This is a genomic window from Streptomyces sp. NPDC055506, assembly GCF_053643595.1.
The window spans coordinates 46,293-66,726 of the sequence record NZ_JBSHKH010000018.1; the positions used below are offsets into that span (position 1 = coordinate 46,293).

Below are 20,434 nucleotides of genomic sequence, written 5' to 3' on the forward strand. Positions count from 1 at the left end.
GACCGGGCGTGGAACGTTTTTCCCGCCCGGTCTCCGTCGTCTCCGAAGCAATCCAAAACGCGGAACGCACCGAGGGCCGGGCCCTGGGTGATCAGGCCGGGAACTCCCGCTTCAGCCAGTCGCCGTCCAGACGGATGTGTTTGATGGTGCGCCGGTGGTGGGTGTAGGCGATGTGGAGGGTGCCGTCCGGTGTCTGGGCGAGGGAGGGGTAGGACAGCTCGCGGTTGAGGCCGTCGCGGGAGTTGTTGGTCAGGCAGTGGCCGTCGCCGGTCTCGAGGTCGTGGCGCAGCGGCCAGGTGCGTCCGCCGTCCGGGGAGAGGGCCAGGGAGAGCGGGGCGCGGGGGGCGCCCCAGAACGCGTCGCCCGTGGGAGCGGCGGTCGCCGAAGGTGTCTCCGCAACTCCCCCGTCGTCGATCTCGTCGTACAGCGAGACCCTGCGGGCGACCGCGTCGGCCGCGCTGCTGTGGTTGTAAACCAGGGCGGGCCTGCCATCGGCCAGCACGGTGTACTGGATCGAGGAGTTGTTGTTCGGCAGGTCCAGGGCGCGCGGTTCGCTCCAGGTCTCGCCGCCGTCGGACGACACGCTGCTGTGCACGGCGTCCGCGCGACGGCTGCGGAAGAGGGCCAGGAGTGAACCGTCCGGCAGCGGGCGGATGTTCATGTGGACGAGGCCGGTGCTGCCCGGGACGGGGCGTTCGCGCCAGTTGCGTCCGCCGTCGTCGCTGATCATGACGGAGCTGGTGTCCCGGTCGCCCGACCAGGAGGTGCCGGGGGTGGCGACACAGCGGAAGACGGGGAGCAACAGCCGCTCGCGGGAGGGCACTTGGACGACCGGTTGGCGTACGAACACGCCGCCCTGCTCGGTGGCCGGGAACAGGACGCGGGCCGGGCCCCAGGTGGCGCCCTCGTCGTGGCTGACGCGCAGCCTGACCTCGGCCGTGTCCTGGTGGCCGGCGCGCTGTGCGGTGTGCAGCAGCCAGAGCTCGCCCGAGGGAGCGGGGAACAGGAGCGGGTTCTGCTCGGAGCGCGTGTCGTCGGCGGAGAGCCGCACGGGGAGGGACCAGGTGTCGGCGTCCTGGGCGAGGCGCGAGAACCACACCGAGATGTCGGCGACGCCTTCCTGGGTGCCCCCGAACCAAACGCAGCCCAGGTCGCCGCCGGGCAGGACGGTGAGGTTGGCGGCGTGGTTCTGCACGGCGGGAGCGGCCAGGTGGGTCTCGGCGCGGCCCGGCTGGCCGGGGTGGGGGCGCAGGGTGCCGTCGGCGCTGGTCATCGGGTTTCGCCCGCCTGACGTGCGGCGGTCAGATGGCCGGCGGCCGCCTGTTCCAGGTGGATGAGATCGCAGGCCACGGTGGCGAAGGTGTAGCCCTGGGCGAGGCGTTTGGCCGCGCCGGCGCCGTCGGGGTTGTGGATGCCGGCGGCGATGCCCGCCGCCTCGGCCGCCTTGCTGATTCGGGCCAGGGCCTGCTCGAACTCCTCCTGAAGGGAGGGGTCGGTGGAGGTGGCTCCGCCGAGGGCGAGGCGTAGGTCGGAGGGGCCGACGTAGATGCCGTCGAGGCCGTCGGTGGCGCAGATCTCTTCGACGTTGGCGAGGCCGTCGGCGGTTTCGATCATGGCGAGGACGGCGGTCTGGGCGTGCGTGTCGGCGGGGTTGGGGCCGATGCGGAGCTGGGCGCGCATGGGTCCGTAGGAGCGGCGTCCCAGCGGTGGGTAGCGGACGGCGGCGACGGCGTCGGCGGCGTCCTGGGCGTTGTCGATCAGGGGGACGATGACGGCGGTCGCGCCCGCGTCCAGTGCCTTGCCGATGTACGTGAGGTCGTTGGCCTCCACGCGCACCATGCCGACGGCGGTGCTGCCCTTGGTGTCGGTGGCCAGGAGGTTGTTGAGCATGCCCTGGTAGCCGAAGAGTCCGTGCTGGGCGTCGAAGGCGAGGTAGTCGTAGCCGAGGCGGGCCAGGCGCTCGGCGGCGACGGGTGAGTCGAGCAGGGACCAGTAGCCGATGAGCTGCTCGCGGGCGCGCAGGGCGGCGGTGAACTCGGCTGGGGTGCGGCCGGTTGCCATGGAAGGTCTCCGTAACTGGTGGGGGGCGTGGCGTGGTCAGCGGTTGTAGGCGGGCATTGGGCCGCGCAGCCGGGTGCCGACCTCGTCGCAGGCCGCGGTGACGTCGGCGGGCAGCGTGCCGTCAGCGGCGGCGGCGATGTTGGCGAGCAGGTGCTCGGCCTTCGAGCCGCCGAGGAGCAGTGCGTCGGTGGAGGGGCGCTCCAGCAGCCAGCGCAGGGCGAGATCGGTCAGCGACAGGCCCGCGTCGGAGGCGATACGGGTGAGGTCGGTGACGGCGCGGAACAGGTCCTCGTTCCAGTAGCGCTGCCGGTACATCGCCGCCAGCTTGGAATCACCGAAACGGCCGCTGTCCGGGGCCTGTTCGAAGGAGTGACGGCCGGTCAGCAGACCGCCGCCGAGCGGGTTGTAGACCATCGTGCGCAGGCCCGTCACGGCGGCGTACTCGACGTACTCCTCCTCGATACGCCGCGCGAGCAGATTGTGCAGCTGCTGGGCGATCACCGGTCGCGGCGCCCCCACCTCGTCGGCCACGCGGCTGAGCTCGGCGATCTGCCAGGCCGCGTAGTTGGACACGCCGAGAGCGCCGATCTTCCCCTCGGCGACGAACTCGGCCACGGTCGCCAGGGTTTCGGCCGGCGGCGTCGCACGGTCGGGCTGATGCAGGTAGAACAGGTCGACGTGGTCCGTGCCGAGCCGCTTCAGGCTGCCATCGAGCGCGGCGCGCAGCCCGGCGGGTGACAGCGGCGCGTGATCGCCCTGGTCGGGGTGCGGGATGCCCGCCTTGGTGGCCAGCACGATCCGGTCCCGGCGGCCCGGGAGCAACTCCCCGAGCAGCCGCTCGCTCTCGCCACCCGCGTAACCGTTCGCGGTGTCCACGCCCGTGATGCCCGCGTCGAGCGCGGCGTCCAGCATGGCGGCCGCTCCCCCGCGGTCGACGGTGTCGCCGAAGGTCATCGTGCCCAGGACGAGACGGGACAGCGGTACGGAGGCGTTCGGCAGGGTGGGGCCGGTGGTCACGAGGAGCTTCCTTCCAGTACGCGGCGGGGTTTCACACCGCGGATGGCGGTCGGGTCGAGTGCGGCACGGCGCAGGGCGCGGGTGTAGGGGTCGGACGGAGCGGCGAGGACGGTCTCGGTCGGCCCGGCCTCGACCACCCGGCCGGCCCGCATCACCACGACGTCCGTGCTCATCTCGCGCACCACGCCCAGGTTGTGCGCGATGACGAGGTAGGCGATGCCGGTCTCCTCCTGCAACTCCCTGAGCAGCGCGAGCACCTGGGCCTGCACGGAGACGTCGAGCGCTGAGGTCGCCTCGTCGCACACCAGCAGGTCGGGCCGGGAGGCGAGGGCGCGGGCGATGCCGATGCGCTGCCGCTGGCCGCCGGAGAAGTCGGCCGGGCGGCGCTCCAGGGCGGACGGGGGCAGGCCGACCTGGTCGAGCAGCTCGGCGGCACGGCGGGCCCGTTCGGCGCGGTCCGAGACACCGCCGAGGCGCAGCGGCTCGGCCACGATCTGCTGGGCGGTCAGATGGGGGTCGAGGGAGCCGTAGGGGTCCTGGAAGACCATCTGGACGCGGCGCCGCAGCGGTCGCAGTCTGCGCTCCGGGAGGGTGGCGATGTCCGTGCCGTCGAGGACGATACGGCCGGACCGTGGGGTGAGCAGCCGGACCAGGGCACGGGCGAGGGTCGACTTGCCGCAGCCGGACTCGCCGACGACTGCGAGCGAGCCGCCCTTGTCGAGCCGGAAGCCGACCTGGTCGACGGCTCGGAAGGGGCCGCTCGGGGTCGGGTATTCGACGATCAGGTCCTCTACGCAGAGCAGGGTCATGGGGTGGCTCCTCGCACGGAGGTCTCGTCCTCGTCCCAGGCGCCGAGGCGGGGCACGGCGGCGAGGAGGGCTCGGGTGTAGGGCTCGGAGGGTTTGCCGACGATGCGTTCGGCCGGGCCGGACTCGACGAAGCGGCCGTCCTTCATGACGTGGATGCGGTCGGAGACCAGCCGGGCCACGCCCAGGTCGTGCGTGATCATCAGCATGCCGATGCCGGTGCGTTCCTGGAGTTCCATCAGCAGGTCCAGGACGCTGGCCTGCACGGTCGCGTCGAGGGCGGAGGTGGGTTCGTCGGCGACCAGCAGTTCCGGATCGCCGGCCAGGGCGATGGCGATGAGGATGCGTTGCAGCATGCCGCCGGAGAACTGGTGCGGGTAGGACTTCCAGCGGGTCTCGGGGCGTGTGATGCGCACCTGGGCGAGCAGCTCGACGCCCTTCTCGCGCACCTGGGCCCTGGACAGTTCGGGGTGGCGCAGGCGGATCGCCTCGCCGAGCTGCCGGCCGATGGTGTGGACGGGGCTGAGGGCGGTCATCGGGTCCTGCGGGATCAGGGACACCGTCCGGCCGCGTATCGCGCGGGCCGCGCCGGGATCGGCGACGACGTCCCGGCCGCCGACGCGGACGCTGCCCGACAGCACGGCGAGGCCCTCCGGCAGCAGCCGCAGTACGCCCATCGCGGTGGTCGACTTGCCGGATCCGGACTCGCCGATCAGGGTGACGGTCTCGCCGTGGCCGACGGTGAAGCTCACGCCGTCGACGGCCCGGACGACGCCGTGCGCGGTGATGAGTTCGATCTGGAGGTCACGGACGTCCAGCAGGGGTGTCCCGGTGCTCATGCTCCCGCTCCCTTCCGGCGGCGGGTGCGGTCCCGCAGTCCGTCGCCCAGCAGGTTGACGCCGACCACGAGGAGGGCGATGACCAGGCCGGGCAGGGTGACCAGCCACCACGAGGTGGTGATGTAGGCCTGGCCGTCGGAGATGATCCGGCCCCAGGTGGCGAAGGGCCGCTGCGGACCGGCGCCGAGGAAGCTCAGCGCGCTCTCCAGCAGTACGGCCTGGGCGAGCAGCAGCAGCACGACGAGGCTTACGGGCCGTACGACGTTGGGCACCACGTGCCGGGTGAGGATCTGCCAGCCGCGCAGGCCCAGCACGCGGGCGGCGGCGACGTACGGTTTCTCGCGCTCGACCAGGACGAGGGAGCGGGTCAGCCGTGCCACCTCGGGCCACTGGGCGACGGCGATCACGCAGGTGATGACGGTGACCGACGGCCCGAAGAGGGCGACCACGAGCAGCAGCATCATCAGCAGGGGCAGGGCGAGCTGGGCCTCCAGGAAGCGGGAGACGAGCGCGTCGACCCAGCCGCCGAAGAAGCCCGCGGCCGACCCGGCGACGATGCCGATCAGTCCGGACACCAGGACCGCGAGGACGCCGACCGACAGGGAGACCTGGCCGCCGTGCAGGATGCGCGACAGCAGGTCGCGGCCGAGCTGGTCGGTGCCGAGGAGATGTCCCGCGCTGAGCGGCGGCAGCCTGCGCTCCGAGAGGTCCTGGGCGTTGGCCTCCGGCAGCGGCAGCAGGCTGGCCAGCGCGACGGGCACGACGACGAGGGCCGTGCAGACGGACCCGGCCCAGATCTTCAAGCGCGAGCCGCGCCGCTGCCTGGTCGCGGTGGCCCTTGCGAGGTCGCGGGCGCCGACGGCGCTGGGCCGCTCGGTACCGGCGACCGGGGTGGAGATGACACCGGCCATGGGTCAGGCCGCCTTTCCGAGTCGTACGCGCGGATCGAACAGCGGGTAGGCGAGGTCGACGAGGAGCTGGACGAGGATCGCGAGGGTGGCCGTCACCAGGACGGTGGCCTGGATGAGCGGGTAGTCGCGGGTCTCCAGCGCCCGGACGACGAGCGAGCCGACGCCCGGCCAGCCGAAGACGACTTCGACGACCACGACGCCGTTGAGCAGGGCCGCGAAGCGGGTGCCGAGGGCGGTGACGAGCGGCACGGCGGAGTTGCGCAGGCCGTACTGCCAGGTCAGGGTGCGTTCGGAGACGCCGCGGGAGCGGGCGACCGTGGTGTAGGGGGCGGCGAGCGCGGTGCTCATCTCGCGGCGTACCAGGCGTGAGATCAGGGCGAGTTGGAGGACGGCCACGGTCACCGTGGGCAGGATCAGGCCGCTCCAGGAGGTGAATCCGGAGGCGGGCAGCACCGGGAGCAGCACCGCGAAGACGGTCAGCAGCATCACGCCGGTCCAGAAGTCCGGCATCGACTGCCCGGTGATCGTCAGGACGTTGGCGCCCAGCTCCCGCTTGGTGTCGGCGCGCCGTGCCATCCACACGCCGAGCGGTACGGCGACGACGGTGGTGACCGCGATGGCGGAGACCGCGAGGGTGATGGTGTACGGCAGCCGGTCCATGACGACCTGGAACGCGGAGGCGTGGAAGGAGTAGCTGGTGCCTAGGTTCCCGGTGCACAGGTCCCGCAGGAAGATGCCGTACTGGGTGATCAGCGGTTCGTCGAGACCGAACTGGGCGCGGATGCGGGCGAGATCGGCGGCCGTGGCGCTGGGCGCCGCGTAGGCGGCGGCCGGGTCGCCGGGGGCCAGGCGCAGCAGCAGGAAGACCGTGGTGAGGGTGAGGAAGACGGCCAGCAGGCTCTGGCCGATACGGCGGGCGAGGTAGGTGGCCACGGCTCAGCCCTCCAGCCGTACGGCGGACAGGTCGTAGGAGTTGAGCTGGAGCAGGCCCAGGTCGTGCACGCGCTCGCGGCGGGCGAGCAGCGTCTTGGGGGCGAAGGCCCACAGGCTGGGCCAGGTGTTCCAGACGGCGTGCTGCGCGGCGGCCAGCTTGCGGTCGCGGGCGGCCGCGTCGGTCTCGGTGGCGGCGTCCTCCAGACGGCGCTGGATGTCCGGGATGACGTAGCCCATGTAGGTGTCGCGGGTGCGTTCCCGCTCGGGGGTGCCGCCGTACATGCCCTGGAGGGAGGTGAGGGCCTGGCCGGTGGTGCCGGGGAAGCCGTTGCCGATGACGTCCCAGTCGCCGCCGCGGCCCTGGCGCCACTTCAGGATGTCGCCGCCCGGTTCGAACTGGAGCAGTGAGGCGCGGACGCCGATGTCGCGGAACATGTCGGCGACGGCTTCCATGACGGAGCTGTCGGCGGCGAACTCGCCCGACTCCCAGATGATCCGGATCCGCAGCCCCTCGGCGCCCAGCGCCTTGAGCTGGGCCTTCGCCCTGCTCGGGTCGTAGGTGTACCCGCCGGTGCGTATCGCGCCCTCCAGGGCGAGCGGGACGACGCCCTGGGCCTCTTCGGCGGAGTCGGTGAGGACATCCTTGATCAGGGCGTCGCCGTCGACGGCGTAGGTGAGGGCGCGGCGGACGCGGGGGTCGGCGAGGGGCTCGCCCTGCTTCTTGCGGAAGTTGTAGAAGAGCTGGTTGATGCGCGCGCCGGCCCTCTCCTCGACGGTGACGCCCGGCAGGCCGGTGAGCTGCTCGGCCGAGTCCGGGGTGAGGGTGTCGACGACATCCAGCTCGCCGCTGCGCAGGGCGATGACCCGGCTGGACTCCTCAGGCACGAAGCGCACCCGGACGGTGTCGACGTGGGCCGGGCGGCCCCAGTAGCGGGGGTTGCGGGCGAGGGTGTACTCGCCGGCGCCGCTGTTGGCCTCGATCACCTTGTACGGTCCTGAGCCGACGCCGCTCTGGAGCTCCTCGGGGCGGTTGGCGGCGGCCGGGGTGATGTGGATGTTGGCCATGAGCCGGTCGAGCACGGGCACCGGACGCTTCGTGTGCAGCTCGAAGGTGCGCTCGCCGGTCTTCTCCACGGTGGGCAGCTCCGGGAAGAGGCCGAGGAGGAAGGAGCCGTTGACCTTGCCGTACATCTTCAGGGCGGTGGCGACGTCCTCGACGGTGACGGGGCTGCCGTCGGAGTAGCGCACGCCCTCGCGCAGCCGCACGCTCCAGGCGGTCGGCCCGGTCATCGCGAACCGGTCGGCGAGGACCGGCTGGACGCGCATGCCGGGTCCGATGCTCGTGAGGGCCTGACGGACCGCGCGCTGCACGGTGACGGCGGCGTCGAACTGGTTCAGCTTGTTGTCCAAGCTCACCAGCGAGCGGTTCAGGCCGAGGGTGAGGGTGCCGGGGCCGGGGGCTCCGGTGGGTCCGGCGCAGGCGGAGAGAGGACCGAGGGCGAGGCCCGTGCCGCCGAGCGCGCCGAGGCGCAGCAGGGTGCGGCGGCGGACGGGACGGCCGAGGGGCTTCCGCTGGGGGCTGTGGTCCGGGGGTGCGTCATAGGGGCTTGGGGTCATCGTCGACCTTCTCGCGTTCCGGGGGCGACCGGCTCGTGGTGTTCGTGCGGCTCTCGCCGCCGCCCGGTCGGGGGGGCCCGGCCGGCGGGATACGAACAGGTGTCGCGCCGGAAAAGGTGGCACGACTGCGCGAAGTGCGCAAGGGGTCTCGCGCATTTCGCGCAACGCATGTCATCATCGGTTCCCGAGGCAGCCCGACCGGGCCGCCCGAGGAGGTACCCGTGTCCCTCTCCGCAGCCGGCCCCGGCGGCCATGCCCAGGCCGCCCACCGGCCCGTACTCGCTCTCGCCGACGATCTGTCCGGTGCCGCCGAGACCGCGGTGGCGCTGCGCTCGCCCGCCCGGATCCTGCTGGGTCCGGTCCCCGCACCGGTGGCGTCCGCGCCCGGCGAGTCCCTTGTGCTCGACCTCGACTCGCGGCAGCTGCCCGGCGCCGAGGCGGCGCGGGCGGTCCGGGGCGTCACGCACGCGGTGCCCGCCGGGACGGTGCTCTTCAAGAAGGTCGACTCACTGCTCAGGGGCAACCTCGCCGCCGAGGCGGACGCCTACGCGCGGGACGGCCGGGGCGTGGTGATCGCGACCGCGCTGCCCGCGGCGCGGCGCACGGTCCGGGGCGGAGTCGTGCACCTCGACGGGGTGCCGCTGCACGAGACGGACGCCTGGCGTGCCGAGGCGCGGCCCGCCCCGTCCTCGGTCGCCGCCGCCCTCGGTGACCTGCCGTCAGCTCCGGTGCCGCTCACGGACGTACGCGGCGCATCCGGCGTGCTTCGGGAAGCACTGCGTGCGCGTTTCGCGCAGGGACGGCATCCGGTGTGCGACGCGGAGACCGAGACCGACCTCGACGCGATCGCCGCGGCGGCCCTCGAACTGGGTCCCGGGATACGGCTGTTGGGCACCGGCGGACTCGCGGGCGCCCTGGGGCGGCTCCTGGGCACGCCCGGGGAGAGCGGGGATGCCCGGGAGAGCGGGAATGCCTGGGAGACCGGGGAGAGCGCCCTCACTCCCGGGGACGCCGTCCGGCCGCTGCTGATCGTCGTAGGGACCGCCGAGCCGTCCGCCCGCGAACAGGTCGCGCACCTCCTCGCGGACGGAGCGCAGCAGATCTCCCTCAGCACCCGCGAACTCCTGCACTCCCCCCGGCGGCTCGCGCCTCCCGTCGCCGCCGTCACGGTCGTCCGTATCACCGGGGCGGCCGGACCTTCTCTCGCGCGCCGTCTCGTCGCCGCGCTCGCCGACACCGTCGCCGACGCCGCGCACGACTGCGACCTGGTCCTCACCGGCGGCGAGACCGCCCGCCGCGTCCTGGACGCCCTCGGCGTCACCGACCTGCGCCCGGTGGGCCAGATCCACCACGGCGCGGTCCTGTCCCGCACGCCCGACGGCCGCTCGGTCGTCACCCGGCCCGGCAGCTACGGCGAGGCCGACTCCCTGCGGCGCATCGTCCGAGCTCTGCGCCCCGCACCCGTACGCCACGTTCCGACCGACCCCACAGGAGTAGCCCCGTGAACGCAGCCCCCTCCTCCGCCGCCACCGCCGGCCAGACCTCCGCGGCTCCCGGGCCGCTCCCGGTCATCGCGGTGACCATGGGCGACGGCGCGGGCATCGGGCCCGAGGTCATCGTGCCGGCGCTGCTGGATCCCGGCACCCTGCGCGACTGCCGCCCCGTCGTCGTGGGCGACGCCGAGCGGCTGCGGCAGGCGGCCGGCATCCTCGGCATCAGCTGCGAGATCGTGCCCGTCGACGGTCCGGCCCAGGCGGAGTTCACGCCTGGCCGGGTCAACGTGATCGACCTCGGGCTGCTCCCCGCCGACCTGCCCTGGGGCGAGCTGTCCGCCGCCGCGGGCGACGCCGCCTACCACTACGTCCGGGTCGCCGCCGAACTCGCGCTGCGCGGCGAGGTGGACGGCATCTGCACCGCCCCGCTCAACAAGGGGGCCCTGCACGCGGCCGGCCACCTCTACCCCGGCCACACCGAACTCCTCGCCCACCTCACGGACGTCGAGGAGGTGTCGATGATGCTGTCGACCCCCCGGGTGAAGGTCATCCACGTCACCACCCACATCGGGCTGATCGACGCCGTGAACCGCATCGAGCCCGGCCTGGTGGAGCGCACGGTGCGGCGCGGCCACGAGGCGATGGTGCGCGCCGGGACCGCCGACCCGGTGATCGGCGTCTGCGGCATCAACCCGCACGCGGGCGAGAACGGCCTGTTCGGCTACGGCGAGGAGGAGACGAAGATCGTCCCGGCGCTGGAGAGGGTCCGCGCCGACGGCATCGACGCGCGCGGCCCGCTGCCCGCGGACACGGCGTTCTATCTGGCCTCGCGCGGCGACTACGACCTCATCGTCGCGATGTACCACGACCAGGGGCACGGACCCGTCAAGGTCCTCGGCATCGAGGCCGGGGTCAACCTCACCGTCGGACTGCCGGTGATCCGCACCTCCGTCGACCACGGCACGGCCTTCGACATCGCCGGAACCGGCCGGGCCGAGCCCGGTAGCATGGTCGAGGCTCTGCGCCAGGCCGCCGAGATGTCGACCGCTCCGGCCGCCCGCTGACCGCGCTGAGCGGCAGGCATGTGAGCGACCCAGGACGGCCCAGGACTATTGAGGACATGAAGAACCTATGTCTGTGACCGGATCCAAGGCGCGGCGCGACCGCATCGTCCACCTCGCCACCACCACCGGCCTGGCGAGCGTGGAGGAGCTCTCGCAGCTGTTCGGCGTGACGGCCTCGACCATCCGCCGCGACCTGGCCAAGCTCACCACCGACGGGCGTCTGGCCCGCACCTACGGTGGGGCCATGGCGCTGGCCGCGCACCCCGAGGCGTCCCTGCGGCAGCGCGTGGGCGAGGCCTTCGAGGCCAAGCAGGCCATCGCCCGCTGGGCGGCGGCCCAGGTGCGGCCCGGCGAGACGCTGCTGCTGGACGCCGGCTCCACGGTCGGCGCGCTCGCCCACGAGCTGCGCACGGCCGAGGACCTCACCGTGGCGACCACCGGGCTCACCGCCCTGCAGGCGCTGTCCGATGTCGACACGGTGCACGTCGAGTGCCTCGGCGGCACCCTGCGCCCGCTCAGCCAGGGCTTCGTCGGGCCGCTGACGGAAGCCGCCCTGGAGCGCATGACGTTCGACCGGGTCTTCCTGGGCACGGACGGCATCTCTCCCGAACTGGGCATCTGCGAGGCGGATCTGCGCCAGACCCGCCTCAAGGAACTGATGGCCCGCCGCGCCGACCACGTCTACGTCCTCGCCCACGCGGCCAAGCTCGGCCGCCGCCCCTTCCACGCCTGGACGGCCCTGTGCGAGGGCTGGACCCTGGTCACCGACGACACCGCCGACCCGGCCGTACTCGCGGAGCTGCGGGCGCGCGGGGTGGCGACGGTGACGACGACGCCGGAGCGGGTGACGGCCGGCCCGCACGGCGACAGCGCGTAGAGCCGCCTGCCCGGCGCGTGGCGGCGGGGCCCGCCCGCCGCCGGACCTCAATCGGCAAGCGACCCAACGGGCCGCCGGCCGCCGGGCGGCTGCCGCCTTCCCGGCGTGGGGACGCCGCCCGACGCCGCCGCGTCGAGAAGGCCGCGGAAGGTGGGGCACTCCATATGGCTCGGCGCGGGGCACGCGGCGGCGTGCCGCAGGGAGTCACGGAGCACGCCCAGCTCACTGATCCTGCGGTCCAGTTCCTCCGCCTTGTCCGCCAGCATGCGCCGGTCGATCCGGGGCGGTCCGTCCGGCACGAACATGTGCGCGATCTCGTCGAGCGAGAACCCGGCCGTCCGCCCCAGCGCGATCAGCGCCAGCCGCTCCAGCACACCGGGATCGAACTGCCGGCGCAGCCCCCGCCGGCCGGTCGGGGCGATCAGCCCCTTCTCCTCGTAGAACCGCAGTGTCGAGGCGGGCACCCCGGCACGCTGGGCCACTTCGGCGATGTCCAGGTCCGTCATTCCCTTGACCTCAAGTCGGCTTGAAGTAGAACGCTGTCATCTCGCCCCGACGAAGGCAAGACGCAGCCAAGCAGAAGGAGAGCCGACAAGCATGGACGCCGAGCGCAGGAACGACGAGGGACAGACCGCCCGCTGGAACGGGCGAGCCGGCAACGCCTGGGTGGATCTCCAGCCGGTGCTGGACGAGATGTTCAGGCCCATCGAGGAGCTGCTCGTCGACGCCGTCGCCGCCGAAGGCGCGGAACACGTGCTCGACGTCGGCTGCGGGACGGGCGGCACCACGCTGGCCGTCGCACGTCGGATCGGCCCGGCGGGACACTGCGTCGGCGTCGACATCTCCGGGCCGTTGGTCGAGACCGCCCGGGAGCGTGCCGAACGGGAGGGCGTACCGGCCTCCTTCGTCCGCGCCGACGCGCAGGAGCACGCCTTCGAGCCCGGCACCTTCGACGCCGTCGTCTCGCGGTTCGGCGTCATGTTCTTCGACGACCCGGTCCGGGCCTTCGCCAATCTCCGGAGCGCCGCCCGGGACGACGCCGCCCTCCGGCTGGTCGTCTGGCGGGACCCCGCCGAGAACCCGTTCATGACGACGGCCCAGCGCGCCGCCGCACCGCTGCTTCCGGGCCTGCCCGTCCGACGGCCCGACGAGCCGGGACAGTTCGCCTTCGCCGACCCGGACAAGGTCCGCCGCATCCTGGCGGAGAGCGGGTGGGACGATGTCGACATCCGGCCGATCGACATCGTCTGCACGATGCCCGAGAAGGAACTGGTCCGCTACTTCACCCGGCTCGGCGCCGTCGGCATGTTCCTGCCCGAGGTGGACGAGGAGACGCGCGCGCGGGTCGTCGAGACGGTCCGCGCCGCCTTCGATCCCTTCGTGCACGGCGAGGAAGTCCGCTTCACCGCGGCCTGCTGGACGGTCGGTGCCCGGGCCCTGGCCGCGAAAGTTTCGTGAGGCCCGGCCCTCTTTTCGGAGCAGGGGCGCCCCGCGCATAGTGAGATCACGATGACGCAGAAGAGAGCCCTGGTTGTCCGAGGCGGATGGGAAGGCCACGAGCCGGTCAAGGCGACGGAGCTGTTCCTGCCCTTCCTCCGGAACAACGGATACACGGTCCGGGTCGAGGAATCGACCGACGTCTACGCCGACACCGCCGAGATGGCGGGCACCGACCTCGTCGTGCAGTGCGTGACGATGTCGGAGATCACGCGCGAACAGGTGGCCGGACTGAGTTCGGCGGTCGTGGCCGGCACCGGTTTCACCGGCTGGCACGGCGGCATCGCCGACTCGTTCCGCGCCTCGGCCGACTATCTCCACCTGGTCGGAGGCCAGTTCGCCACCCACCCGGGCAAGGAACCGTGCGAGCGCCGGGGCGGGGCGGAGGACAACTTCCTGCCGCACACCATCACCCTCACCGAGGCCGGCCGCGCCCACCCCGTCACGGCGGGCATCGAGGACTTCGAGCTGGACACCGAGCAGTACTGGGTGCTCCACGACGACCTCATCGACGTCCTGGCCACCACCACGCATCCCGCCCGGCCGTGGCAGCCCTGGCACCGGCCGGTCACCTCGCCGGCGGTCTGGACCCGCCGGTGGGGTGCCGGGCGCGTCCTGGTGACGACCCCGGGGCACAGCCTCGACGTGCTGGAGCACCCCGACGTCCGCACCATCATCGAGAGGGGCATGCTGTGGGCGACGCGCACCGCATCGGCGTCGTAGGACTCGGCGTCATCTCCCGCGCGTACCTCGACACGCTCGCCGGACACCCCGCCGTGCGGGTCACCGCGGTCGCCGACCTCGACGCCTCCCGCTCGGCCGCCGTCGCCGCCGAACTGCCCGGCGTCGAGGCCCTCACCGTCGAGGAGTTGCTGTGCAGCCCGGACGTGGACACGGTGCTGAACCTCACCACCCCGGCCGCCCACGCCGGGATCGCCCTCGGCGCCATCGGTCACGGCAAGCACGTCTACGGGGAGAAGCCGCTGGCCGCCACGCTCGCCGACGCCCGCGCCGTGGTGGAGGCCGCCGCGAAGGCGGGCGTCGGTGTGGGGTGCGCGCCGGACACCGTCCTGGGCACCGGAATCCAGACGGCACGGGCGGCCGTCGAGGCGGGGAGCATCGGACGTCCCCAGTTCGCCTCGGCCGTGATGGTCACCCCGGGCCACGAACGCTGGCATCCCCACCCCGACTTCTACTACACCCAGGGCGGCGGTCCCCTGCTGGACATGGGGCCGTACTATCTAGCGTCCCTGATCCACCTGCTGGGCCCGGTGCGTGCCGTGATCGGGGCCGCCGGCCGGCTGCGGGCCGAGCGGATCATCGGTTCCGGGCCGCGCACGGGCGAGCGGATCCCGGTCGAGGTGGACAGTCATGTCTCCGGGGTGCTGGAACACACGGGCGGGTCGCTGACGACGATCACGACGAGCTTCGACGGTGTGGCCACCACGGCCGCGCCGATCGAGGTCCACGGCGAGACGGGGACCCTTGCGGTGCCCGATCCGAACCGCTTCGACGGCGAGGTCCGGCTGCACGCGCTCGGCGACACCCGGTGGCGCACCCTGCCGGTGTCGGCGGGCTACGAGGACGGCGCCCGCGGGGTCGGACTGCTCGACTTCATCGCCGCCGACGGGCAGCGGGCGCCGCGTGCGAACGGCGAACTCGCCCTGCACGTCCTGGAGACGATGACGGCCCTGCTCCGTTCGTCGGCCGAGGGACGGCGGATCGAGCTGACGACCTCGGCGCGGGCGCCCGAGCCGGTCCCGTGGACGGCCGCCGGCGACTGGAGGGGCCCGGTCGCTCCCGGCCGGGTGTGAGCGGGCGATGCCGCGTGGGTCAGTCCACGGGCCAGGTGTGCGCGGGCGCGTTCATGTGCATGTAGTCCATGTAGGTCTTGGTCATCTGCCGCAGTGCCTCGCGCCGGTCGGAGATGCCGGCCTTCTCCAGATGGTGGACCGTCTCGGCCTGCCAGAGGGCGCCGTTGCGGGCGGTGACACAGCGCTGCTCGATGATGCCGAGCAGCGGTTCGCGCCACGCGTCGTCCATGCCGGCCAGCTCCAGGCCCCGGTGGGCGAGCGGCAGCAGGCGCCGCAACACCAGTTCCGTGACCGGCACTTCGCCCACCCCCGGCCAGTACAGGCGGGCGTCGATGCCCTCGCGGGCCGCGGTGTGCAGGTTCTCCTCGGCGACCGAGAAGGACATCCGCGTCCACACCGGCCGGTCCTCGTCGACCAGGGCGCGGGTCAGTCCGTAGTAGAAGGCGCCGTTGGCGATGGTGTCGGCGACGGTGGGGCCGGCGGGCAGCACCCGGTTCTCGATGCGCAGATGCGGACCGCTGTCGGTGACGGCGTAGATCGGGCGGTTCCAGCGGTAGATCGTGCCGTTGTGCAGGGTCAGTTCGCCCAGTTCCGGAACGCCGCCCCCGTCGAGTGCCTGCTGCGGGTCCTCGTCGTCGCAGAGCGGCAGAAGGGCGGGGAAGTAGCGCACGTTCTCCTCGAAGAGGTCGAAGACGCTGGTGATCCACCGCTCGCCGAACCACACCCGGGGCCGGACGCCCTGCGCCTTGATCTCCTCGGGCCGGGTGTCGGTGGCCTGCTCGAACAGGGGGATACGGGTCTCGCGCCACAGCTCCCTGCCGAAGAGGTAGGGCGAGTTCGCCGCGAGGGCGATCTGCACGCCCGCGATGGCCTGGGCCGCGTTCCAGTAGTGCGGGAACTCCTTCGGGGCGACCTGGAGGTGGAACTGGGTGCTGGTGCAGGCGGCCTCGGGCGTGATGGTGTCGGCGTACGTCGCCAGGCGCTCGACACCGTCGACCGTGATCCGCAGGTCCTCGCCGCGCGCCGCGAAGATCTGCTCGTTGAGCAACTGGTACCGGGGGTCGCCGGAGAGGGCGGCCTCGCTCACATGCGTCTCCCCCAGCGTCGGCAGGATGCCGACCATGATCAGGTGGGCGCCGACGGCCGAGGCGCGGTCCTCGGCGTGGTTCAGGGCGTCCCGGATCTCCCGCTCCCAGTCCCCGGGGCCGCCGGTCGTGAGCTCCCGGGGCGGGATGTTGATCTCAAGGTTGAAGCGGCCCAGCTCGCTCGACCAGGCAGGGTCGGCGATCGCCTGGAGCACGTCGGTGTTCCGCATCGCGGGCAGTCCCTCGTCGTCCACCAGGTTGAGCTCGATCTCCAGCCCGACGCGGGGGCGCTCGCTCTCGAAGCCCGACTCGCGGAGCATCCGCGCCAGGACCTCGAGGTCGGTGTGCATCTTCTGCCGGTAGCGACGCCGGTCCTCCCGTGTGAACACCAGGGCCGGCACGTCACGTCCCATGCGTCCTCCCGAGTCGCCTCGGCTTCCCTCTCGGCGGATGCCTCTGGTCCCAGAGTGGCACCTTGTCGCCGCCCCCGCACCCACCTAATCTGAGTTTGTGCCGCAAATAAACAAACCCCGAACGCACAGTGCCGTGCCGGGCGACGGCAGCTCCCTCACCCGACTCCGTATCGCGCTCACCGTCTTCTTCGCCCTCGACGGCTTCGTCTTCGCCGGCTGGGTCGTACGCATCCCCGCCATCAAGGAACAGACGAACGCCTCCGCCAGCGCCCTGGGCCTCGCCCTCCTGGGCGTCTCGGCCGGTGCCGTCATCACCATGACGCTCACCGGACGCCTGTGCCGCCGCTACGGCAACCACCAGGTCACCGTCGTCTGCGCCGTCCTGCTCTCCCTCAGCGTGGCCCTGCCCCCGCTGACCCACTCGGTGCTCGCGCTCGGCCTCGTGCTCCTGTTCTTCGGCGCCGCGTACGGCGGGATCAACGTCGCCTTCAACAGCGCGGCCGTCGAGCTGGTGGCCGCGCTGCGGCGGCCGATCATGCCGAGCTTCCATGCCGCGTTCAGCTTGGGCGGCATGATCGGCGCGGGTCTGGGCGGGCTGCTCGCGGGGGTCCTCTCCCCCACCCGGCATCTGCTGCTGCTCACCGTCGTCGGGCTGCTGGTGACGGCCCTCGCGGGACCGACGCTCCTGCGGCACGAGCCGCCGGCGCCGCCGGAGCGGGAACGTCCCGCGAAGGACTCCCCGCGCCGGCTGGACGGCCGTACCCGGGGCCTGGTGATCGTCTTCGGCGTGATCGCGGGCTGCACCGCGTACGGCGAAGGGGCGCTGGCCGACTGGGGCGCCCTGCACCTCGAACAGGACCTGGACGCCTCGCCGAGTGCCGCGGCCGTCGGTTACTCCTGCTTCGCGCTCGCCATGACGGTGGGACGGCTGACCGGCACCACGCTCCTGGAACGCCTGGGGCGGACCCGGACCGTCGTCGCGGGCGGCACCACCGCCGCGGCCGGAATGCTGCTCGGCTCGCTCGCCCCCTCCCTGTGGGCGGCGCTGCTCGGCTACGCGGTCACGGGCCTCGGCCTCGCGAATCTCTTCCCGGTGGCCGTGGAACGCGCGGGCGCGCTCGCCGGCCCCAGCGGCGTCGCCACGGCCTCCACCCTCGGCTACGGCGGCATGCTCCTCGGGCCGCCCGCGATCGGCTTCATGGCGGACTGGTTCACCCTGCCGACCGCCCTGACCAGCGTGGCGCTGCTCGCGGCGGTGGCGGCGGCGGTCGGCGCGCTCGTGGGGGCGACGACGCGGCGGGCGGCCGGAGGCTGACGTTCCGGCCGCACGCCCCAGGGCCGGCCGCCCCGTTCCCATCGACCGGTTGCCGGGGCGCCGGACGCGTCGGGCGCCCGTGGGGCAGCGACGCGCCAGGCAGCCGGGGCTGAGGATTCGGCCGCACCCCCGGGCCGACCGCCCCACCCCCATCAACCTGTTGCCAGGGCGCCGGACGCGTCGGACGCTCGTGGGGCGGCGAGGCGGCAGGCAGCCGCAGGTCGAGGTTCCGCCGCGCCCCCAGGCCGGCCGCCCCGGGGCCTGAGGCCCGTCGCCGGGGCGTCGGACGCGTCGTAGCACTCCTGGCCCCCTCGGCGCATGCTGCGAGCCGGGGCACGGGGCCCGCCCAGGCCCGGGCACCGCGGCCTCGCCGTTTCGCTGAGAACCAGGACACCGTACTCGCCGCGCCGACCTCGACGGCCACGCCACTCGCCGACGCCCCGCCGCCGGCCCCGCCACCCCGATCGCTAGGCCCGTCAACCGCTGAGCGTCCGCAGCCGACCGATCGGCACTGCCGTGTTCCGGGGTACCCGTGGCCACGCCCGTCGCGATCGTCGGGCCGTACTTCATGGACGAGGAGGCAGACCCGTGACCGAACAGCAGCACCCCGGCGACCTGCACCCGACCCCCGAGTTTCCCTCCCAGGATCAGCCGCATCCCGGCTGGACAGGGCCGATGGACCCGCCCCCGGACCACGGTGAGGAGTCCTACCGGGGCAGTGGCCGGCTGGCCGGCCGCAAGGCCGTGATCACCGGCGGGGACTCCGGGATCGGCCGTGCGGTCGCCCTGGCGTACGCCCGTGAGGGGGCCGACGTGCTCTTCACCCACTTGGACGACGAGAAGGACGACGCGGCCGAGACGGCCCGTCTGGTCGAGGAGGCAGGCCGGCGTGCCGTGGCCGTCTCGTGCGACATACGGGAGGAGGAGAACTGCCGGGCGCTGATCGACCGTGCCGTCGCCGAGTTCGGCCGGATCGACATCCTGGTGAACAACGCGGCGTACCAGATGTCGCAGCCCGACGGCATCGAGGCGATCTCCACCGAGCAGTTCGACCGAGTGCTGCGCACCAACCTGTACGGCATGTTCTGGCTGTGCAAACTGGCCCTGCCGCACATCCCGGAGGGCGGCAGCATCATCAATTCCGCGTCGGTGCAGGCCTACAAGCCCAGCCCGCACCTGCTGGACTACGCGACGACGAAGGGCGCGATCGTCACGTTCACGCAGGGGCTGGCGCAGATGCTGATCGACCGGGGCGTCCGCGTCAACGCGGTGGCGCCGGGCCCGGTGTGGACACCGCTGATCCCGGCGACGCTGCCGGACACCCAGGAGTTCGGCAGGCAGGCGCCGATCGGAAGGCCCGCACAGCCGGCCGAGATGGCTCCGGCGTACGTCTTCCTCGCCTCCCAGGAGGCGTCGTACATCACGGCCGAGATCGTCAACGCCACGGGCGGTACGCCGCTGCCGTGACGCCCCATGGAAATCCCGGGTCCGGAGCGCACTCCATGGGGCAGACTCGGCGTCATGGAGACCGCCGAGTTCCTGCGCGCACTGGAGTCAGAGGGCCTGCTGCTGGCCGCGGCCGCCGAGGAGGCCGGGACGGACGCGAAGGTGCCGACCTGCCCCGAGTGGCAGGTGCGCGACCTGGTGCGGCACACGGGCGCGGTGCACCGCTGGGCCGCGTCGTACGTCGCCGAAGGGCTCACCGAGCGCCGTCCGCCGGGTGAGGCCCCGGACCTCGACGGCGCGGAGCTCGTGGCCTGGTACCGCGACAGCCACCGCCACCTCGTCGACACCCTGGCCGGCGCCTCGCCCGACGTGGAGTGCTGGGCCTTCCTGCCCGCGCCGTCCCCGCTGGCCTTCTGGACCCGGCGGCAGGCGCACGAGACGGCCGTGCACCGGATCGACGCCGAGTCCGCCCGCGGGGGCGCCCCGTCCGCCGTCGCCCCGGACTTCGCGACCGACGGCATCGACGAACTGCTGCGCGGCTTCCACGCCCGCTCCAGGAGCCGGGTGCGCACCCCCGGGCCACGCGTCCTGCGCGTGCGCACGGACGACACCGACGCGGTGTGGACCGTACGGCTGTCCCCGGAACCGCCCGTGACCACACGGGGCGCGACGGACGAGGCGGAGTGCGAACTGTCCGGCCCGGCGGAGCAGTTGTACCTGGCCCTGTGGAACCGGGCTCCCCTGCCGAACGTCACGGGCGACCAGGCGCTCGCCACGCTGTGGCGGGAGGCGTCCGGGGTCTGACCACCAGGCCGCCCCGCGCCCGGAGCGGCTCAGTCCTCCGTCAGCATCCGCGCCAGCACCGCGCGCTGCACCGGCAGTACCTCGCCGTGCAGCGCGCGCCCCTTGGCCGTGAGCGCGACCTGCACGCCCCGCCGGTCCTCGGAGCACATACAGCGCTCCACGAGCCCCTCTTTCTCCAGCCGGGCGATCAGCCTCGACAGGGCGCTCTGGCTCAGATGGACCCGCTCGGAGATCTCCTGCACACGGTAGGACGGAGTGCCCTTCGGCGTCCGGCACCCGGCGAGGACGTCGAGCACCTCGAAGTCGCTGGCGCACAGGCCGTGGCCGTGCAGAGCACGGTCGAGTTCACACTGTGTTCGCGCGTGCAGCGCCAGAATGTCCCGCCACTGTTCCACGAGCGCCTGCTCGGCCTGCTTCGCCGCCATGGGCCGCACCGTAACAG

At 72.9% G+C, this 20,434-nt stretch carries 20 protein-coding genes; 9 read left to right on the top strand and 11 right to left on the bottom strand.

Translation table 11 applies throughout. The features are described 5' to 3' along the window. Positions 1–91: 91 nt before the first annotated feature. Genes ACWIF2_RS09935 through ACWIF2_RS09970 form a run of 8 tightly spaced genes read right to left on the bottom strand, consistent with a single transcriptional unit; the run spans position 92 to position 8,184 of the window. On the bottom strand, positions 92–1,273 hold the full coding sequence (locus ACWIF2_RS09935) for a sialidase family protein (protein ID WP_454359646.1): 1,182 nt from the start codon (positions 1,271–1,273) through the stop codon (positions 92–94). Continuing rightward, positions 1,270–2,061 (bottom strand): HpcH/HpaI aldolase family protein, encoded by a 792-nt coding sequence (locus ACWIF2_RS09940; RefSeq protein WP_454359647.1) that lies wholly within the window; start codon positions 2,059–2,061, stop codon positions 1,270–1,272. The genes ACWIF2_RS09935 and ACWIF2_RS09940 overlap by 4 nt, the downstream gene beginning before the upstream one ends. Before the next feature lie 36 nt (positions 2,062–2,097). Beyond that, entirely contained in the window at positions 2,098–3,078 is a 981-nt protein-coding gene (locus ACWIF2_RS09945; RefSeq protein WP_454359648.1) for an aldo/keto reductase, read from the bottom strand. Then, positions 3,075–3,887: an ATP-binding cassette domain-containing protein gene (locus tag ACWIF2_RS09950; RefSeq protein WP_454359649.1), complete on the bottom strand. Its 813-nt coding sequence runs from the start codon at positions 3,885–3,887 to the stop codon at positions 3,075–3,077. The genes ACWIF2_RS09945 and ACWIF2_RS09950 overlap by 4 nt, the downstream gene beginning before the upstream one ends. Beyond that, entirely contained in the window at positions 3,884–4,723 is an 840-nt protein-coding gene (locus tag ACWIF2_RS09955) for an ABC transporter ATP-binding protein (RefSeq protein ID WP_454359650.1), read from the bottom strand. The genes ACWIF2_RS09950 and ACWIF2_RS09955 overlap by 4 nt, the downstream gene beginning before the upstream one ends. Further along, the gene (locus ACWIF2_RS09960) at positions 4,720–5,634 is read right to left on the bottom strand and encodes an ABC transporter permease (RefSeq protein WP_454359651.1); all 915 of its coding nucleotides are present in this window, start codon (positions 5,632–5,634) and stop codon (positions 4,720–4,722) included. Before ACWIF2_RS09960 ends, ACWIF2_RS09955 begins: the two co-directional genes overlap by 4 nt. Before the next feature lie 3 nt (positions 5,635–5,637). After that, complete coding sequence (locus ACWIF2_RS09965; RefSeq protein ID WP_454359652.1) at positions 5,638–6,567, bottom strand: ABC transporter permease; 930 nt, start codon at positions 6,565–6,567, stop codon at positions 5,638–5,640. Positions 6,568–6,570: 3 nt separating this feature from the next. After that, positions 6,571–8,184, bottom strand: a complete 1,614-nt coding sequence (locus tag ACWIF2_RS09970) for an ABC transporter substrate-binding protein (RefSeq protein WP_454359653.1) — start codon at positions 8,182–8,184, stop codon at positions 6,571–6,573. Between the two features lie 221 nt (positions 8,185–8,405). Here ACWIF2_RS09970 and ACWIF2_RS09975 point away from each other — a divergent pair, with 221 nt between their 5' ends. From ACWIF2_RS09975 to ACWIF2_RS09985, 3 genes are all read left to right on the top strand, one after another. After that, positions 8,406–9,689, top strand: coding sequence for a four-carbon acid sugar kinase family protein (locus ACWIF2_RS09975; protein WP_454359654.1), 1,284 nt, complete (start codon positions 8,406–8,408; stop codon positions 9,687–9,689). Next, a complete protein-coding gene (gene pdxA, locus ACWIF2_RS09980) occupies positions 9,686–10,741 on the top strand; it encodes a 4-hydroxythreonine-4-phosphate dehydrogenase PdxA (RefSeq protein ID WP_454359655.1) in 1,056 nt (351 codons plus the stop codon). Before ACWIF2_RS09975 ends, pdxA begins: the two co-directional genes overlap by 4 nt. A 67-nt stretch (positions 10,742–10,808) precedes the next feature. Further along, positions 10,809–11,618, top strand: a complete 810-nt coding sequence (locus tag ACWIF2_RS09985; RefSeq protein WP_454359656.1) for a DeoR/GlpR family DNA-binding transcription regulator — start codon at positions 10,809–10,811, stop codon at positions 11,616–11,618. 47 nt (positions 11,619–11,665) lie between these two features. Here the strand turns inward: ACWIF2_RS09985 and ACWIF2_RS09990 are convergent, their stop codons facing one another. Further along, positions 11,666–12,124, bottom strand: coding sequence for a helix-turn-helix domain-containing protein (locus ACWIF2_RS09990; RefSeq protein WP_454359657.1), 459 nt, complete (start codon positions 12,122–12,124; stop codon positions 11,666–11,668). Positions 12,125–12,215: 91 nt separating this feature from the next. Here ACWIF2_RS09990 and ACWIF2_RS09995 point away from each other — a divergent pair, with 91 nt between their 5' ends. Genes ACWIF2_RS09995 through ACWIF2_RS10005 form a run of 3 tightly spaced genes read left to right on the top strand, consistent with a single transcriptional unit; the run spans position 12,216 to position 14,929 of the window. Next, entirely contained in the window at positions 12,216–13,076 is an 861-nt protein-coding gene (locus tag ACWIF2_RS09995) for a class I SAM-dependent methyltransferase (RefSeq protein WP_454359658.1), read from the top strand. A 51-nt stretch (positions 13,077–13,127) separates the two neighbouring features. Further along, complete coding sequence (locus ACWIF2_RS10000; RefSeq protein WP_454359659.1) at positions 13,128–13,838, top strand: ThuA domain-containing protein; 711 nt, start codon at positions 13,128–13,130, stop codon at positions 13,836–13,838. Then, complete coding sequence (locus tag ACWIF2_RS10005) at positions 13,808–14,929, top strand: Gfo/Idh/MocA family protein (RefSeq protein ID WP_454359660.1); 1,122 nt, start codon at positions 13,808–13,810, stop codon at positions 14,927–14,929. The genes ACWIF2_RS10000 and ACWIF2_RS10005 overlap by 31 nt, the downstream gene beginning before the upstream one ends. Before the next feature lie 19 nt (positions 14,930–14,948). Here ACWIF2_RS10005 and ACWIF2_RS10010 read toward each other — a convergent pair whose 3' ends face one another. After that, complete coding sequence (locus ACWIF2_RS10010; protein WP_454359661.1) at positions 14,949–16,427, bottom strand: glutamate--cysteine ligase; 1,479 nt, start codon at positions 16,425–16,427, stop codon at positions 14,949–14,951. A gap of 133 nt (positions 16,428–16,560) precedes the next feature. On the opposite strand from ACWIF2_RS10010, the gene ACWIF2_RS10015 reads away from it, so the two are divergent. The 3 genes from ACWIF2_RS10015 to ACWIF2_RS10025 all read left to right on the top strand — a co-directional run bounded on the left by ACWIF2_RS10015 (position 16,561) and on the right by ACWIF2_RS10025 (position 19,992). After that, positions 16,561–17,742 carry an MFS transporter gene (locus ACWIF2_RS10015; protein ID WP_454359662.1) on the top strand — a complete coding sequence of 394 codons (1,182 nt, stop codon included), beginning with the start codon at positions 16,561–16,563 and terminating at the stop codon, positions 17,740–17,742. Positions 17,743–18,330: 588 nt separating this feature from the next. Further along, positions 18,331–19,209 carry an SDR family oxidoreductase gene (locus tag ACWIF2_RS10020; protein ID WP_454359663.1) on the top strand — a complete coding sequence of 293 codons (879 nt, stop codon included), beginning with the start codon at positions 18,331–18,333 and terminating at the stop codon, positions 19,207–19,209. A 54-nt stretch (positions 19,210–19,263) separates the two neighbouring features. After that, positions 19,264–19,992, top strand: a complete 729-nt coding sequence (locus ACWIF2_RS10025) for a maleylpyruvate isomerase family mycothiol-dependent enzyme (protein WP_454359664.1) — start codon at positions 19,264–19,266, stop codon at positions 19,990–19,992. Positions 19,993–20,021: 29 nt separating this feature from the next. Here ACWIF2_RS10025 and ACWIF2_RS10030 read toward each other — a convergent pair whose 3' ends face one another. Next, positions 20,022–20,417: a MarR family winged helix-turn-helix transcriptional regulator gene (locus tag ACWIF2_RS10030; RefSeq protein WP_382487930.1), complete on the bottom strand. Its 396-nt coding sequence runs from the start codon at positions 20,415–20,417 to the stop codon at positions 20,022–20,024. Positions 20,418–20,434: the final 17 nt, after the last annotated feature.

What these genes read in the sequence shown, in the direction of transcription:
- ACWIF2_RS09935 (WP_454359646.1), bottom strand. Translation starts at nt 1,273, where the DNA reads ATGACCAGCGCCGACGGCACCCTGCGCCCCCACCCCGGCCAGCCGGGC.
- ACWIF2_RS09940 (WP_454359647.1), bottom strand. Translation starts at nt 2,061, where the DNA reads ATGGCAACCGGCCGCACCCCAGCCGAGTTCACCGCCGCCCTGCGCGCC.
- ACWIF2_RS09950 (WP_454359649.1), bottom strand. Translation starts at nt 3,887, where the DNA reads ATGACCCTGCTCTGCGTAGAGGACCTGATCGTCGAATACCCGACCCCG.
- ACWIF2_RS09955 (WP_454359650.1), bottom strand. Translation starts at nt 4,723, where the DNA reads ATGAGCACCGGGACACCCCTGCTGGACGTCCGTGACCTCCAGATCGAA.
- ACWIF2_RS09960 (WP_454359651.1), bottom strand. Translation starts at nt 5,634, where the DNA reads ATGGCCGGTGTCATCTCCACCCCGGTCGCCGGTACCGAGCGGCCCAGC.
- ACWIF2_RS09970 (WP_454359653.1), bottom strand. Translation starts at nt 8,184, where the DNA reads ATGACCCCAAGCCCCTATGACGCACCCCCGGACCACAGCCCCCAGCGG.
- ACWIF2_RS09985 (WP_454359656.1), top strand. Translation starts at nt 10,809, where the DNA reads ATGTCTGTGACCGGATCCAAGGCGCGGCGCGACCGCATCGTCCACCTC.
- ACWIF2_RS09990 (WP_454359657.1), bottom strand. Translation starts at nt 12,124, where the DNA reads ATGACGGACCTGGACATCGCCGAAGTGGCCCAGCGTGCCGGGGTGCCC.
- ACWIF2_RS09995 (WP_454359658.1), top strand. Translation starts at nt 12,216, where the DNA reads ATGGACGCCGAGCGCAGGAACGACGAGGGACAGACCGCCCGCTGGAAC.
- ACWIF2_RS10000 (WP_454359659.1), top strand. Translation starts at nt 13,128, where the DNA reads ATGACGCAGAAGAGAGCCCTGGTTGTCCGAGGCGGATGGGAAGGCCAC.
- ACWIF2_RS10010 (WP_454359661.1), bottom strand. Translation starts at nt 16,427, where the DNA reads ATGGGACGTGACGTGCCGGCCCTGGTGTTCACACGGGAGGACCGGCGT.
- ACWIF2_RS10025 (WP_454359664.1), top strand. Translation starts at nt 19,264, where the DNA reads ATGGAGACCGCCGAGTTCCTGCGCGCACTGGAGTCAGAGGGCCTGCTG.
- ACWIF2_RS10030 (WP_382487930.1), bottom strand. Translation starts at nt 20,417, where the DNA reads ATGGCGGCGAAGCAGGCCGAGCAGGCGCTCGTGGAACAGTGGCGGGAC.